Origin of the sequence: Streptomyces sp. NBC_01618 (assembly GCF_045209435.1) — a bacterium.
Classification (GTDB): Bacteria; Actinomycetota; Actinomycetes; order Streptomycetales; family Streptomycetaceae; genus Streptomyces.
This window is the reverse complement of sequence record NZ_CP109297.1, coordinates 5,131,505-5,147,390: the sequence shown is the minus strand read 5'-3', so window position 1 is coordinate 5,147,390 and position 15,886 is coordinate 5,131,505. Positions and strand designations below refer to the sequence as shown.

The window sequence follows — 15,886 nt, the reverse complement described above, 5'->3', positions numbered from 1 at the left end:
TAACTCCTCGTTCCGACTAGCTGGTTGAGCCACTCGTCAGGCAGCGGCGCGAGCGCCGCGGGGTCAGGTGCGGGGCATCGTGGAACTGCGTTCGGCCGGACCCCAGATATGTACGCCCGGGATGATGTCGGGCACGTCGACGCGGGCGGTGCAGGTGACCTCGTCCAAGGAGGACGACTCGTCGATGATGCGAGCCCGCTCGGCCGTCCAGTCGCTCATCGCGTCCATGCCCGCCGACCTGTCGCAGCCGCCCCACGACGACATGCTGCCCGAACGCGCTGCCGCGCGGGCGCCGGTCCCCGCCTGGTTGGCGGCGTACGCGGCGAGGCCCGCCTGGATCGCGAGGAGGCCCACCAGGAGCAGCAGGGGGAGGAAGCCCAGGTACTCGATGGCGACCTGGCCGCGGTCGCGGCGGCGGACGGTAGTGGCGGCGGTTACGGTGGCCGTGGCTGTGGCTGTGGCCGTTCGGCCGGGTGCGGGCGGGTGCTTGCTCATCGGTCAGCCTCCAGCGGGAACGCGCCGTTGCCTTCGACGCGGAACGGCCAGTTGAGTACGCCGGGCACCAGGACGGGTACCTGCAGCTTGACCTCGGCCTTGTACATGCCATTCGAGATGCGGCACTTCGGCTGCTGCCTCATCGAGTCCCGCCAGGCCTGCGGCAGGTCCTTCTCCGCCGCGTCCCGGCACGCCTGCCGTCGCAGGCCCTGCGCGACGGCCCCCTCGTGCGCGGCCTGGTCCGCCGCGTTCCCCGCCAGCGAGAAGGTGTAGCCGATCAGCGCGCACTGCCAGAGCGCGACCGCCAGCAGGATGATCAGCGGGGTGACGCCCAGGAACTCGATCGCGGTCTGGCCGCGGTCCCGCCCCCGGCCGAAGAGGCGAACGCGCATCCCACCCCCGCCCCCGCCCGGGGACGGGTCACCGTGGCGCCTTCCCCGTTTCTCCGTGTCTGTCGTCTCGGTAACTGCCATTGGTCAACTTGCCCCCTTGGTCGCCGCCCGGTTCCGGCCGTCGCCGTCGCGTCCGCCGATGCGTGGGCGTCCGATCGAGCCTCGGTCGTTCTTGAACTTTCCGCCGTTCTTCGCGCCGCTCTTCTCGGCCTTCTCCGGAACCTTCACGATGCCGAGCTCGCCCGCAAGGGCCCAGAGGGCCTGTTTGACGGTGCTCTTGGAGTCGAGTTCGTGCAGCCGGCCCGAGTCGACGACGCTCTGGAGTTCCTTGAAGTTCGCGGGAACGGCCGTGTTCGCCGTCCGGGTTCCGGTGATCTTCTCGATCAGCTGCGGCTGGATCTCGGTGTTGCGGATGAACCGGTTGACCACGGTGACCGTCTCCTCCGCCTTGCGGATCTGGAGCCGGTCCCACATACGTACGAGGCGCTTGGCGCCGCGCACCGCGATCACGTCGGGGGTGGTGACCAGCAGCGCCGTGTCGGCCATCTCGATGGCTGCGGCGCTGGCGCCCTGGAGCTGGCTGCCGCAGTCGATGACCACCACCTCGTAGCGCGAGCGCAGCGCGCTGACGATCTGCCGGGCGGACCGGTCGCTGACCTCCTCGCCGCGCTCGCCGTCGCCCGGCGCCAGGAGCAGTGCGAGGCCCGAGCCGTGGCTGAACACGGCGTCGGACAGGACGCGCGGCGAGATGTCGGTGATGGTCGACAGATCGACGATGGAGCGCCGGAACTGCACATCGAGGTACGAGCCGATGTCACCGGCCTGGAGGTCCATGTCGACCAGGGCGACGGTGCGTCCGGACGTCTGGGCCGCCAGGGCGAGTTGTACGGCGGTGACGGTGGCGCCGACGCCGCCCTTCGCACCGCTGACCGTGATGACCGTACCGCCGGGGCCGGTGAAGACATCGGCCCCGGCGCTCAGATGACGACGGACGCCGACGGACCACTGGGCGGCGGACTGGACCCGGTTGACCAGTTCCTCGTAGCTCAGCGGAAGGGTGACGACGCCTCGCGCGCCCGATTCCATCGCGGACGAGAACAGGCCCGGTGTGACGTCGGCGGTGATCAGCACGACCCCGATGGCGGGGAAGCGCAGGGAGACCTCCCGGATCAGTTCCAGGGCCGGCACCGGGCCGATCCGCTCGTGGACCAGCACGACCTCGGGCAGATCGTCGAGCGATTCGCCCGCGAGCCGGGCGAGAGTGTCGATGAGCTGCGTCGAGTCACCGACCGGAGTCGCTGGTTCCGCGTCGGGGAGCTGGCTGAGCAGGGTGGTGACGGATCTGGCCGCGTCGATGTCACCGACGGCCGGGAGGATCCTGGTGGTCATCCGATCCTCACTTGTCCTTGTCGATCGTGTAGGTGCGGTCGCCCGGGCGGATGGTGGCGTCGCTGCCGGAGGCCAGGAGCGCGAGGCGTACGTGCTCCGCGAAGGACTCGGCGTAGGCGATGCGCTGGGTGTCGAGCGTGTTGAGCGCGAAGGTGATCGGGACGGCCTCGGTGCCCATGCTGGATTTGCCGTCGCGGCTCGGCTCCAGGGCGGTGAGCTTGCCGACGTCCAGCACCTTGGCGTTGGAGACGATGACCTTCGACTGGGAGGGGTCGCCGTCGCGCTCACCGGCGAAGGTGGCGTAGATGTTGACCGTGGCGCCGGGCGTGATCTTGCCCGCGACGCCGGTCGCGGCGTCGATCATGATGGCGATCTCCTGCTCCCCGGGCTGCAGTTCGGGGCGCTTCTGCATCATGTCGGACTGGAGCAGCGAGCCCTTGCGCAGTTGGGTGACGGCGATCTTGCCGTTCACCTCGGAGAGATCGGTCACCGCGTTGGTCGAGAGCCAGCGCTTCGGCATCGAGATCTTCTCGAACTGTCCGGAGGACAGGGCGGTATAGGGCGCCACGTCGGATTTCAGCTGATAGGCCGAGACCTCGGGGCCGACCTTGGAGTTGACGTCGCTGATCACCGAGAGCACGCCGGCGAAGGCGCCGAAGGCGCACAGAACCGACAAAAGCAGGAGTATCACGCCGCGGCGCTGGCGGGAGTTCATGGGCCGGACAACCTCGTTCGAATCGGATGCGTGGGGCAGCGGACAGAAGGGCGTCTACGGAGGAAAGCGGAAGCGCTAGGACTGCGGTGGTGCGGGCGCTCCCTGGCTGAGGACACCGGCGGGATGCATTCGGTTCTCGGCCGCGGGCAGCGGGGAGGAGCAGAACCCGCAGCGGTCACCGATGAGCTCCATTCCGCACCAGTGGCAGTTCTCGCGACGTACGGAGGACACCAGTTGGTACAGGACGGAGATGTCTGGAAGATAGGCGGCGAATTCCACCAGTTTTCCGGTTCCCCACCAGGCCGGGGAAGCGGACGGAAGCGGCGCCTCGTGAATGGACTGGACCTGCCAGGCGGGTGCGAGGGTCCGCTTCACCCATTCCGATTGCGACTGCCCCTTGGCGGTCATCAGGTCGGTGGCGAACTCCGGGCCGGTCGGCAGGTCCGCCTTCGGGCCGACCTTGATGAGCTGCGGGTTCGGTCCCGCGACCACGGCGAACTGGGAGCCGGGCACCCAGGACGTGGCGTGCGTCCTGAGGTCGACCGGGACCCGGTCGAACTTGGTGACCGAGTTCAGCAGGGCGCCCGCGTGGATGTAGTGGGACAGCAGCCGGGCGGCGGAGGCGACCACTCCCGGGCTGAAGTCACAGATGGACAACTGGCGCAGCTGCCGGACGAGTACGGCGACGCCCAAGGGGGGGAGGTCCACCTTGAGCAGCGCGATGCGGTCGCTCTCCAGCACGGAGCGTACGGAGTAGAGGCGGCGCTCGTGGGCGGGCGCGATGCCGGTCGGGTAGACGGCGACGACGTACCCGTGCTGTTCGAGCAGCACGTGCATGTCACCGATGGCCATCTCCAGCGCCTGGGCGTCGGGAGCCTGCAGCAGGGCGGCTGTCGGTGTCTGCTGGTCGGTCGGAGGTAGTACCAGATCAGCACTGGTCACTGCTATTGCGGTCGGCACGCTGTTCCCCGTTTCGGCTCCGGCCGAACGCCGGTCATGACGTAGGGCCGCAATCGCTCCTGCTCCGCGGTTCTGCCTCAGCACTTTATCCACGTCTTACCTGGCAGAGAACACTTTTCGGAGGCCAGTACGACAACGCGTGCCAGGCGTCCGGGCAACGCCCCCGTGCTAAATCGGACCAAATCCGAAACGGTTAACTTCTGTACCACTGCGGAGTGTTACGAAATCCACCTTTCGATTACCCGCGGTTGGAATTCATTTCCGCACGTCAGGCCGGATGCGGAACCGGCGGCCCGGCGACCGGGCGAGGGCCGGACCGTCACTGTCCGGACTTCCGGGCCACGTCACCCGCACGGGGCACGCAGGGTCAACAAAACGTCAATCCCTCGGGCACTCAAGGCCGTTCCGGAACGTGCGCGGGGGCTCTCGGGGGGGGTGCCCCTATCTGTTTCGTCAACCCTGTCAGGGTCGGTTCGTGGGAGTTGGTGCTGGTTTTTGGGAACGTCCCGCGAAGCGGGACGTTCCCGGCGGATCGGGTGCCTGATGGGCAGCCCGGTGGCCGGCACGGCGGGGGTGGCCGTGCCGGTGCGCGCGTGATGGGGTCAGGAAGGTAGGGACGGTGGTGCTGTCAGGCCGCGAGGCCGATGTCGCCGGGGGTTCGTGGTTCGTAGAGGGCCCCGGTGCGGATCATCGCGTGGATGACGTTCACACGTTGGCGGGCCAGGCGGAGGATCGCTTGGGTGTGGGTCTTGCCGCGTGCGCGTTGACGGTCGTAGTAGGTGCGGGAGGAGCGGTCGGATTTGCAGCCGATCGCGGCGAACGCGGCCTGGAAGAGGGCGCGTTTGAGGAGCCGGTTGCCGCGGTGGGGTGCGTGCTCGCCACGGATGGAGGTGCCCGAGGACTTGGTGGCGGGGGCGAGTCCGGCGTAGGAGGCGAGGTGTCCTGCGGTGGGGAAGGTGGTGCCGTCGCCGATGGCGACGATCACGGCGGCGGTGGTCCTGACGCCCATGCCGGGCATGGAGGTCAGGAGGTGGAAAAGAGGGAGGGCCTCCAGCAGGGCGGCGATCTCCTGCTCGGCCTGGCGGCGCTGGGTGTGGGCGGCGGCGAGCTGGGCGGCAAGTCCGGGCACGATCAGCGCGCTGGCCTCGGTGCCGGGCACGATGACGGTCTGCTCGGCAAGCGCGTCGAAGATCTCCGCGGTGAGGTGGCGGGCCTTGCGCGAGCCGTGCGCCTTGAGCAGGGCCTCGCAGCGGGTGCGGCCCAGTTTCTTCAGCCTGGCCGGGGAGCCGTGCCGTTCAAGGAGGGCCAGGATGTAGGGGTAGCCCAGCCGGGGGCCGACCACCCGCTCCAGGGTGGGATGGATCTGGGAGAGCAGGCCGCGCAGCCGGTTGGAGGTGCGGTTGACCTCGCCGGCCAGGTCGTTGTCGTAGCCGGTGAGCATGGTCAGCTCGGCCAGCTTCTCGTCGTCGCGGTCCACCACGCGCAGGGTGTGCGGCATGGTCCGGGCGGTGTCGGCGATGACGAAGGCGTCGCGGGCGTCGGTCTTGGCTTCGCCCGGGTAGAGGTCGGCGGCCCGGCGCATCGAGAGTCCCGGCAGGTAAGCGACCCGGCAGCCGGTCGCGCGGGCCACGGTCAGTGGCAGCGCGCCGATGTTGGCGACCTGGTCCACGATCACCAGGACGGTGCCGAACTTGGCCCTGAGCTTGTCGAACAACTCCCGCAGGCGGGCCTCGGTGTTGGGCAGCTTCTTGTCGTGGACGGTCTTGCCCTGCCCGGTCAGGCCGCGGGCGTGGTGGAACTCCTTGCCCAGGTCCAGGCCGAGGAACAGACCTATGCCGGAGATATCGATGACGGTGTCGGCCATGCGCGATGCCCCTCTTCGGTCGTGCCTTTCGCATCCGTCCCGGCCGTCCCTGCGGCACCACACGCCGGCAACCACGTTACGCAGACATCCCGCCCGTGAAGCGGTCCGGCGTTGCACCGGACCAGGCAGTCGTCAGGCCCCTCATCAGCGGTCAAGCGGTGCCCCGAAGCCCGGCGGCAACACCCCCCAGGTCATCGACATCGACAGGGGGCACACAGCCATACCGGACCCGGGGGCCAGGCGCCCCATTTCGGGGCCACAGAAAAGGTAACGGGGGGCGGCGGCCGGTCGGCGACCGGCCGACAGGGAGGGCGGAGAGCGGGCCGGGAGACGCGGTCCGCGCGGTTCTCATTGCCAGAGGTCTTGACAACTTGATTGGTCTGGACCAGCTTATCGGCCAGCGGTGACCACCGTCGTCCGACACCCCCGCCCGGCACCCCCCAACTCCCCCACGGAGGCAGCAAAGTGGAACCTTCCCCCATCAGCGGCCACAGACTCCGCAGGCACCACATCCGGCCGCTCCTCGGCGGCGCCCTGGCCGTCCTCGCGGCCGGCGCACTGACCGCCACCGGCCTCGTCGGCAACGCCCAGGCCGCCGATGTCAACGTCGCCAAGAACGCGGGCTTCGAGTCGGGGCTCGCCAACTGGACCTGTTCCGCCGGCAGCGGCACCACCGTCTCCTCCCCCGTGCACGGCGGCACCGCCGCCCTCAAGGCCACCCCGGCAGGCCAGGACAACACGCAGTGCACCCAGACCGTGGCCGTGAAGCCCGACTCGACGTACACGCTCAGCTCCTGGGTGCAGGGCGGGTACGCGTTCCTCGGCGCGAGCGGCACCGGAACCACCGACGTGTCGACCTGGTCTCCCGGCTCCAGCAGTTGGACCCAGCTCACCACCAGCTTCAGGACCGGTCCGAGCACCACGTCGGTCACGGTGTACACGCACGGCTGGTACGGGCAGGCCGCCTACCTGGTGGACGACGTCTCGGTCAGCGGCCCCGACGGCGGTGGCGGCACCGACCCCGCGCCGGAGATTCCCGCCGCGCCCGCCGGTCTCGCCGTCGGCGCGACCACGTCCTCCTCCGTGGCCCTGTCCTGGAACGCGGTGCCCGGCGCGACTGGTTACACCGTCTACAAGGACGGCGCGAAGGCCACCACGTCCACCGGGACCTCCGCCACGATCACGGGCCTGGCCGCCGACACGGCTTACCAGTTCGCGGTGTCGGCGACCAACGCGGCCGGTGAGTCGGTCAAGTCCGCGACGGTCGGCGGCCGTACGGCCAAGGACGGCGGCGGCAACCCCAACCCGGGCACCTCGGTGCCCAAGCACGCGGTGACCGGGTACTGGCAGAATTTCAACAACGGCGCGACCGTGCAGAAACTCAGCGACGTACCCGCGAACTACGACGTCATCGCGGTCTCCTTCGCCGACGCCACGACGACACCGGGTGCCGTCACCTTCAACCTGGACACGGCGGGCCTGAACGGCTACACCATCGACCAGTTCAAGGCCGACATCGAGGCGAAGCAGGCGGCCGGGAAGAACGTCATCATCTCGGTCGGCGGTGAGAAGGGGTCCGTCTCGGTCAACAGCGACGCATCCGCGACGAACTTCGCCAACTCCGTCTACTCGCTGATCCAGGAGTACGGCTTCAACGGCGTCGACATCGACCTGGAGAACGGCCTCAACTCCACGTACATGACGAAGGCGCTGCGTGCGCTGTCGCAGAGGGCGGGCTCCGGCCTCGTCATCACGATGGCCCCGCAGACCATCGACATGCAGTCCACCGCGGGTGAATACTTCAAGACGGCGCTCGGCATCAAGGACATTTTGACCGTCGTCAACACGCAGTACTACAACAGCGGTTCGATGCTGGGCTGCGACGGCGAGGTCTACTCGCAGGGCTCGGTGGACTTCCTCACCGCGCTCGCCTGCATCCAGCTGGAGGGCGGCCTCGACCCGTCCCAGGTCGGCCTCGGAGTCCCCGCCTCACCCAGCGGTGCGGGCAGCGGCTACGTGGCGCCGTCGGTCGTGAACGCGGCCCTGGAATGCCTGGCCTCGGGCACCAACTGCGGCACCTTCAAGCCCTCGAAGACCTACCCGGGTCTCCGCGGCGCGATGACCTGGTCGACCAACTGGGACGCCAAGTCGGGCAACGCCTGGTCGAACGCGGTGGCCCCGCACGTCCACGGCCTGCCGTAACCCCGTCCGGCACCAGTGACCAGCAGCGCCGCCGCTCCCCCGGCGGCGCTGCTGCACGTGTACGTACGCACGTGTACGTACGAGAGGGGCTGCTAGACCGATCCTCCGCACATGACCGGTTCGGATGAACTGATGGTGTGGTCGGTGTCTGGCGGGGGTGTCGCTCGCTGGGTGGGACATGCCGATATCTCGTTCGCGTCGTTCCCGGGTCCAGCGTCCCCGTATGACGGTGGAGTTGGCCGACTGGAGCGCCTTGGTCGACGCCTGGCTCCGCCACTTCATCGGCGCGTTTGCGCCATGGCGTTTTTGCGCCTTTGGCAGCTCTTGATTCGCCTCATGCCTCAGTCGAGACTCCGAAGGCCCAATCGACAAGGCAGGTGGCGCGGGCGGTGATCCGCACCGCGTTTTCTACATCCCACGGCGGGCGACACTCGTCGTTTCTCGGAAGGATACATTGTGGCAAGACAGAGCAGATTGCTGCGTTTGGCCTTGGCGGCCATGGTCTTACCCTTGCTGGTGCCGCTCGCCGGCGGAACCTCGTTCGCCCAGCCGGTCACGGACAAGCCCGCAGCCGAGCGCAAGGTGGAGCCCGAGCTGCTCGAACAGCTCCAGAAGGAGCAGAAGGCCACCTTCTGGGTCGAGTTCGACCGCGACGCCGACCTGCAGGCGGCGGCGAAGGCCCGGACGAAGACCGAGAAGGCGACGGCCGTCCTGGCGGCGAAGCAGAAGCAGGCCAAGACGTCCCAGGCCAACGCGATGAAGCTGCTGAAGTCGGCGGGAGTCGACCACACCTCCTTCTGGATCAACAACTCCATCCAGGTTGTCGGCGGTCAGAAACTTGTCGAGAAGCTGGCTGCCCTGCCCGAGGTCGCGCAGATCAACTCGGACGAGGAGATCAAGATCGACACGCCGGCCGCGGGCAAGGCCGAGCCCGCGGTCGACGCGGTCGAGTGGAACCTCGACCGGATCGAGGCTCCGAGGGTCTGGAGCGAACTCGGGGTGCGCGGTGAGGGCATCGTGGTCGCCAACATCGACTCCGGCGTCCAGTACGACCACCCGGCCCTCAAGAACCAGTACCGCGGCCTCGACACCGACGGCACGTACGACCACAACTACAACTGGTTCGACCCGACAGGCAGTTGCGGCGTTGCCGCGCCGTGCGACGACAACGGCCACGGCACGCACACCATGGGCACCATGGTCGGCGACGACGGCGGCGCCAACAAGGTCGGCGTCGCGCCGGGTGCCAAGTGGATCGCCGTCAGGGGTTGCTCAATCACCTGCACCGAGGCCTCGCTGCTCGCCTCGGGGCAGTGGATCATCGCGCCCACCGACCTCAACGGTGCCAACCCGCGGCCCGACCTGGCCCCCGATGTGGTGAACAACTCCTGGGGTGGGGACGGCTTCGATCCCTTCTACCAGGAAATTGTGGCCGCCTGGCGGGCCGCCGGCATCTTCCCGGCGTTCTCCAATGGCAACACCGGACCGAGCTGCAACACCAGCGGTTCGCCCGGCAGCTACGTGAGCAGTTACAGCTCCGGCGCGTTCGACATCAACAACGACATTGCGAGCTTCTCCTCCCGGGGCACCGGCGAGAACGGGACGATCAAGCCGAACCTCGCCGCGCCGGGCGTCAACGTGCGTTCCACCTGGCCGGGCGGCGGCTACAACGCGATCTCCGGCACCTCGATGGCCTCCCCGCACACTGCAGCCACGGCCGCACTGATGTGGTCGATGTCCCCCGCCCTCCAGGGCGACGTGGCACAGACCGAAGCGCTCCTCAACCAGACCGCCATCGACGCCAACAACACCACCTGCGGCGGCACCGCGGCCAACAACAACGTCTTCGGTGAGGGCAGGCTCAACGCCTATGCGGCAGTCTCTGCCACACCGCGAGGGCCGACCGGCGCGCTGAGTGGCACAGTCACCGCGGGCGGCGCGCCGGTCGCCGGGGCGAAGTTGAACGTGGACGGCCCGATGGACCGCACCCTCAACACCGCAGCCGACGGCACGTTCGCGCTGCCCAGGCTGCCCGTCGGCGACTACACGCTCACGGTCAACAAGTTCGGCTACTCCACGGGCACCGGTGCGGTCACGATCACGGAGGGGCAGACCACCACCCGGAACTTCACGCTGGAGCAGGCGCCGTCGGTCAAGGTCTCGGGAACGGTCACCTCCAAAGCCGGACCCGCGGCGGGCGCGGCGATCACCGTCAAGAACACCCCCGTCACCGCCACCGCGAACGCCCAGGGCCACTACGAGGTGACCCTGCCGCTCGGCACGTACGACCTGACGGCCTCGCCCCAGATCCGCTGCGCCGCGGCGGGCACCGCGCACGTGGAGGTCACGGCCGACACCACCGCGGACATCACCCTGCCGGACCGCACGGACGCCTTCGGCTACGCCTGCCAGGGCGCCAACAACACCGAGTACGTCGCGGGCACGGACAAGACGACCCTCACCGGCGACACGGCGCTCCTGCCGGTCACCCTGCCCTTCCCGGTCCCGTTGTACAGCGCGACCTACAACTCCGGTTGGATATCCACGAACGGTGCGCTGTCCTTCGCCTCCCCCTCGGCGAGCACCAACACCACCATCCCCCGCGCCAGCGCACCCAACGCGGCGCTCTACCCGTTCTGGGACGACCTGATCGTGAATGGGGGCTCTGCTGCGGGCGTCTACACCGGCGTCATCGGTACCGCCCCGCACCGCTCGTTCGTCGTCGAGTGGCGCAACGTCACCCACAAGTCGGCCCGGTCCGAGGAGTTCTCGTTCTCCGCAGTCATCGGCGAGGACGGCAAGATCTCCTACCACTACAAGGACATCACCGGCACCGGCTTCGAATCGGGCTCCAGAGCCACCATCGGCTTGGAGAACGCCTCGGGCACCGATGCGTTCCAGTATTCCTACGCGACCCCCGGTGTGCTCTCCGACGGCTTCAGCATCGGCTTCCGGACCAGCAAGTCCGGCGTGGTGCGGGGCAAGGTGATCGACGCCAACGACGGTGAGGCCCTCGCGGGAGCAACGGTCACCGTGGGCACGGGTGGCACGGTGGTGACCGGCAGGACCCGAGCGGACGGCTCATACCTGGTCCAGGCGCCGTCCGGTGCAACCTCGATCAGGTTCACCGCCCCGGTCTACCAGCCGTTGGAGCAGGCGGTGACGCTCGATGCGGGCGGTGTCGTGACGACGTCCGAGGCGCTCAAGACCGGCAAGGTGACGGCCGCCACGAAGGCGTACGACATCACCGTCCCCGCCGGCCAGCAGCGTGCCCGCGCCTTCGAGCTGACCAACTCGGGCTTCCCGACGGCGTACACCGTCGTCGAGGACGCCCCGTGGCTGACGGTCAGCCTGACCGGCGGCGATCTGGCCACGGGCGAGAAGGCCACCGGCACACTCTCGGTCGACCCGGCCGGGTACGCGGCGGGCGAGGTGCTCACCACCACCGTGCGGGTGAACTCCGCAAGCGGCCGGGCACCGGTGATGAACATTCCGGTGAAGGTCGTCGTGCCCCGCTACCAGGCAGCACTCCAATCCGGTGCCTCCAGCGCCGCCGTGGACACACTCGGCGACACCTGGCAGCCGGACCAGAAGTACCTGGCGGGCTCCTTCGGCTATGAGGGCACATCAAGCGTCAAGTCCACGACGAAGGACATCGCCGGCACCGACGATCCGAAGCTGTTCCAAGACGCGCGCGAGGGCATGGACGGATACCGCTTCGACAACGTCCCCGACGGCGTCTACACGGTGGAACTGGACTTCGCCGAGGTGTCGAGCAGCAAACCTGGCCAGCGGATCTTCGACGTCCTCGCCGAGGACATCGAGGTACTGCCGTCCCTCGACATCGCCTACCAGGCCGGCTCCTACGCCGCGGTCACCCGGACCTACACGGTCACCGTGACCGACGGTGTGCTCAACGTGCGGTTCCCGGCGACCAGCGGTAAGTCGCTGGTCAACGCCATCCGCGTCACCGAACGGCCCGACAAGGCCTGACAGACCGACCACAAGGGGCCCGTCCCGCCGCCCGGCGGGGCGGGCCCTTCGCTGTCGTTCGCCTTGGTCGACGCCTGGCTCCGCCACTTCATCGGCGCGTTTGCGCCATGGCGTTTTTGCGCCTTTGGCAGCTCTTGATTCGCCTCATGCCTCAGTCGAGACTCCGAAGGCCCAATCGACAAGGCAGGTGGCGCGGGCGGTGATCCGCACCGCGTTTTCTACATCCCACGGCGGGCGACACTCGTCGTTTCTCGGAAGGATACATTGTGGCAAGACAGAGCAGATTGCTGCGTTTGGCCTTGGCGGCCATGGTCTTACCCTTGCTGGTGCCGCTCGCCGGCGGAACCTCGTTCGCCCAGCCGGTCACGGACAAGCCCGCGGCCGAGCGCAAGGTGGAGCCCGCGGCCGAGCGCAAGGTGGAGCCCGAGCTGCTCGAACAGCTCCAGAAGGAGCAGAAGGCCACCTTCTGGGTCGAGTTCGACCGCGACGCCGACCTGCAGGCGGCGGCGAAGGCCCGGACGAAGACCGAGAAGGCGGCGGCCGTCCTGGCGGCGAAGCAGAAGCAGGCCAAGACGTCCCAGGCCAACGCGATGAAGCTGCTGAAGTCGGCGGGAGTCGACCACACCTCCTTCTGGATCAACAACTCCATCCAGGTTGTCGGCGGTCAGGAACTTGTCGAGAAGCTGGCTGCCCTGCCCGAGGTCGCGCAGATCAACTCGGACGAGGCGATCAAGCTCGACACGCCGGCCGCGGGCGAGGCCGAGCCCACGGTCGACGCGGTCGAGTGGAACCTCGACCGGATCGACGCTCCGAGGGTCTGGAACGAACTCGAGGTGCGCGGTGAGGGCATCGTGGTCGCCAACATCGACACCGGCGTCCAGTACGACCACCCGGCCCTCAAGAACCAGTACCGCGGCCTCAATGCCGACGGCACCTACGACCACAATTACAACTGGTTCGACCCGACCCAGGAATGCGACGTTGCCGCGCCGTGCGACACCAGCGGCCACGGCACGCACACCATGGGCACCATGGTCGGCGACGACGGCGGCACCAACAAGGTCGGCGTCGCGCCGGGTGCCAAGTGGATCAGCGTCAAGGCTTGCACATTCAAGCTCTGCAACACCGCCCCGCTGCTCGCCGCGGGGCAGTGGATGATCGCGCCCACGGATCTGAGGGGCGGCAACCCGCGCCCGGATCTGGCGCCCGACGTGGTGAACAACTCCTGGGGTGGGGACGGCTTCAACCCCATGTATCAGGAAATTGTGGCCGCCTGGCGGGCCGCCGGCATCTTCCCGGCGTTTTCCAATGGCAACTCCGGACCGATCTGCAACTCCAGCGGTTATCCCGGTTCGTACGTGAGCAGCTACAGCTCCGGCGCGTTCGACATCAACAACGACATCTGGTTGTACTCCTCCCGGGGCACCGGCGAGAACGGGACGATCAAGCCAAACCTCGCCGCGCCGGGCGTCAACGTGCGTTCCAGCTCGATAGGCGGCGGCTACAACACGAGATCCGGCACCTCGATGGCCTCCCCGCACACTGCAGCCACGGTCGCACTGATGTGGTCGGCGTCCCCCACCATCCAGGGCGACGTGGCACAGACCGAAGCGTTCCTCAACCAGACCGCCATCGACGCCAACAACACCTCCTGCGGCGGCACCGCGGCCAAGAACAACGTCTTCGGTGAGGGCAGGCTCAACGCCTATGCGGCAGTCTCTGCCACACCGCGAGGGCCGACCGGCGCGCTGAGTGGCACGGTCACCTCGGGCGGCGCGCCGGTCGCCGGGGCGAAGTTGAACGTGGACGGCCCGATGGACCGCACCCTCAACACCGCAGCCGACGGCACGTTCGCGCTGCCCAGGCTGCCCGTCGGCGACTACACGCTCACGGTCAACAAGTTCGGCTACTCCACGGGCACCGGTGCGGTCACGATCACGGAGGGGCAGACCACCACCCGGAACTTCACGCTGGAGCAGGCGCCGTCGGTCAAGGTCTCGGGAACGGTCACCTCCAAAGCCGGACCCGCGGCGGGCGCGGCGATCACCGTCAAGAACACCCCCGTCACCGCCACCGCGAACGCCCAGGGCCACTACGAGGTGACCCTGCCGCTCGGCACGTACGACCTGACGGCCTCGCCCCGCATCCGCTGCGCCGCGGCGGGCACCGCGCACGTGGAGGTCACGGCCGAGGCCACCGCGGACATCGCCCTGCCGGACCGCACGGACGCCTTCGGGTACGCCTGCCAGGGCGCCAGCAACACCGAGTACGTCGCGGGCACGGACAAGACGACCCTCACCGGCGACTCGGAGTACCTGCCGGTCACCCTGCCCTTCCCGGTCCCGTTGTACGGCGAGACCTACAACTCCGGTTGGATATCCACGAACGGTGCGCTGTCCTTCGACGCCCCCTCGTCGGCCACCAACGTCAACACCCCCATTCCCCACCCCTACAGACTCAACGCGGCGCTCTACCCGTTCTGGGACGACCTGATCGTGAATGCGAGCTCCGGGGGCGTCTACACCGGCGTCATCGGCACCGCCCCGCACCGCTCGTTCGTCGTCGAGTGGCGCAACGTCACCCAATGGTCGGCCCAGTTCGAGAGGTTCTCGTTCTCCGCAGTCATCGGCGAGGACGGCAAAATCTCCTATCACTACAAGGACATCACCGGCGTCGGCTTCGAATCGGGCTCCAGCGCCACCATCGGCGTGGAGAACGCCACGGGCACCGATGCGTTCCAGTATTCCTACGACACCCCCGGTGTGCTCTCCGACGGCTTCAGCATCGACTTCCGGACCAGCAAGTCCGGCGTGGTGCAGGGCAAGGTGCTCGACGCCAACGACGGTGAGGCCCTCGCGGGAGCGACGGTCGCCGTGGGCACGGGTGACACGGTGGTGACCGGCAGGACCCGAGCGGACGGCTCATACCTGTTCCAGGTGCCGTCCGGTGCAACCTCGATCAGGCTCACCGCCCCGGCCTACCAGCCGTTCGAGCAGGCGGTGACGCTCGACGCGGGCGGTGTCGTGACGACGTCCGAGGCGCTCAAGACCGGCAAGGTGACGGCCGCCACGAAGGCGTACGAGTTCCTGCTCCCCGCCGACGAGCAGCGTACCCGCGCCTTCGAGCTGGCCAACTCGGGCTCCCCGACGGCGTACACCGTGGTCGAGGACGCTCCGTGGCTGTCGGTCAGCCTGACCAGCGGCGACCTGGCCGCGGGTGCGAAGGCCACCGGCACCCTCTCGGTCGACCCGGCCGGGCACGCGGGCGAGGTGCTCACCACCACCGTGCAGGTGAAGTCCGAAAGCGGCCGGACACCGGTGATCAGCATTCCGGTGAAGGTCGTCGTGCCCCAATACCGGGCCGCGGTCGACGCCGGTGCCTCCGGCGTCGCTGTCGACGCACTCGGCGACCCCTGGCAGCCGGACCGGAAGTACCAGGCGGGCTCCTTCGGCTATGAAGGACCATCGAGCGTCAGGTCCACGACGAAGGCCATCGCCGGCACCGACGATCCGAAGCTGTTCCAAGACGCGCGCGAGGGGATGTACGGATACCGCTTCGACAACGTCCCCGACGGCGTCTACACGGTGGAGCTGGACTTCGCCGAGCTGTCGAGCAGTAAGCCCGGCCAGCGGATCTTCGATGTCCTCGCCGAGGACGTCAAGGTACTGCCGTCCCTCGACATCACGCGCGAGGCCGGCTCCTTTGCCGCGGTCACCCGGACCTACACGGTCACCGTGACCGACGGTGTGCTCAACGTGCGGTTCGTGGCGACCAGCGGTAAGTCGCTGGTCAACGCCATCCGCGTCACCGAACGGCCCGACAAGGCCTGACAGACCGACCACAAGGGGCCCGTCCCGCCGCCCGGCGGGGCGGGCC

Annotated in this window: 9 protein-coding genes; 3 read left to right on the top strand and 6 right to left on the bottom strand. The window is 68.4% G+C overall.

Annotation, left to right across the window (positions count from 1 at the left end):
- Positions 1-63 precede the first annotated feature (63 nt).
- The 6 genes from OH735_RS24050 to OH735_RS24025 form a co-directional block, all read right to left on the bottom strand.
- Positions 64-495, bottom strand: coding sequence for a TadE/TadG family type IV pilus assembly protein (locus OH735_RS24050; RefSeq protein WP_406383597.1), 432 nt, complete (start codon positions 493-495; stop codon positions 64-66).
- Positions 492-887, bottom strand: coding sequence for a TadE family protein (locus tag OH735_RS24045; RefSeq protein WP_406383596.1), 396 nt, complete (start codon positions 885-887; stop codon positions 492-494). The genes OH735_RS24050 and OH735_RS24045 overlap by 4 nt, the downstream gene beginning before the upstream one ends.
- Before the next feature lie 84 nt (positions 888-971).
- Positions 972-2,276 (bottom strand): CpaE family protein, encoded by a 1,305-nt coding sequence (locus OH735_RS24040; RefSeq protein ID WP_406383595.1) that lies wholly within the window; start codon positions 2,274-2,276, stop codon positions 972-974.
- Positions 2,277-2,283: 7 nt separating this feature from the next.
- Positions 2,284-2,991, bottom strand: coding sequence for a Flp pilus assembly protein CpaB (gene cpaB, locus OH735_RS24035; RefSeq protein WP_406383594.1), 708 nt, complete (start codon positions 2,989-2,991; stop codon positions 2,284-2,286).
- Between the two features lie 75 nt (positions 2,992-3,066).
- Positions 3,067-3,933, bottom strand: a complete 867-nt coding sequence (locus tag OH735_RS24030; protein WP_406383592.1) for a hypothetical protein — start codon at positions 3,931-3,933, stop codon at positions 3,067-3,069.
- Between the two features lie 646 nt (positions 3,934-4,579).
- Complete coding sequence (locus OH735_RS24025) at positions 4,580-5,815, bottom strand: IS110 family transposase (RefSeq protein ID WP_406378948.1); 1,236 nt, start codon at positions 5,813-5,815, stop codon at positions 4,580-4,582.
- A 480-nt stretch (positions 5,816-6,295) separates the two neighbouring features.
- Between OH735_RS24025 and OH735_RS24020 the strand changes: the two genes are divergently transcribed.
- The 3 genes from OH735_RS24020 to OH735_RS24010 all read left to right on the top strand — a co-directional run bounded on the left by OH735_RS24020 (position 6,296) and on the right by OH735_RS24010 (position 15,840).
- Positions 6,296-8,017, top strand: a complete 1,722-nt coding sequence (locus OH735_RS24020; protein WP_406386705.1) for a chitinase — start codon at positions 6,296-6,298, stop codon at positions 8,015-8,017.
- A 498-nt stretch (positions 8,018-8,515) separates the two neighbouring features.
- Entirely contained in the window at positions 8,516-12,010 is a 3,495-nt protein-coding gene (locus OH735_RS24015) for a S8 family serine peptidase (protein WP_406383591.1), read from the top strand.
- A 308-nt stretch (positions 12,011-12,318) separates the two neighbouring features.
- A complete protein-coding gene (locus OH735_RS24010; RefSeq protein ID WP_406383590.1) occupies positions 12,319-15,840 on the top strand; it encodes a S8 family serine peptidase in 3,522 nt (1,173 codons plus the stop codon).
- Positions 15,841-15,886 lie beyond the last annotated feature (46 nt).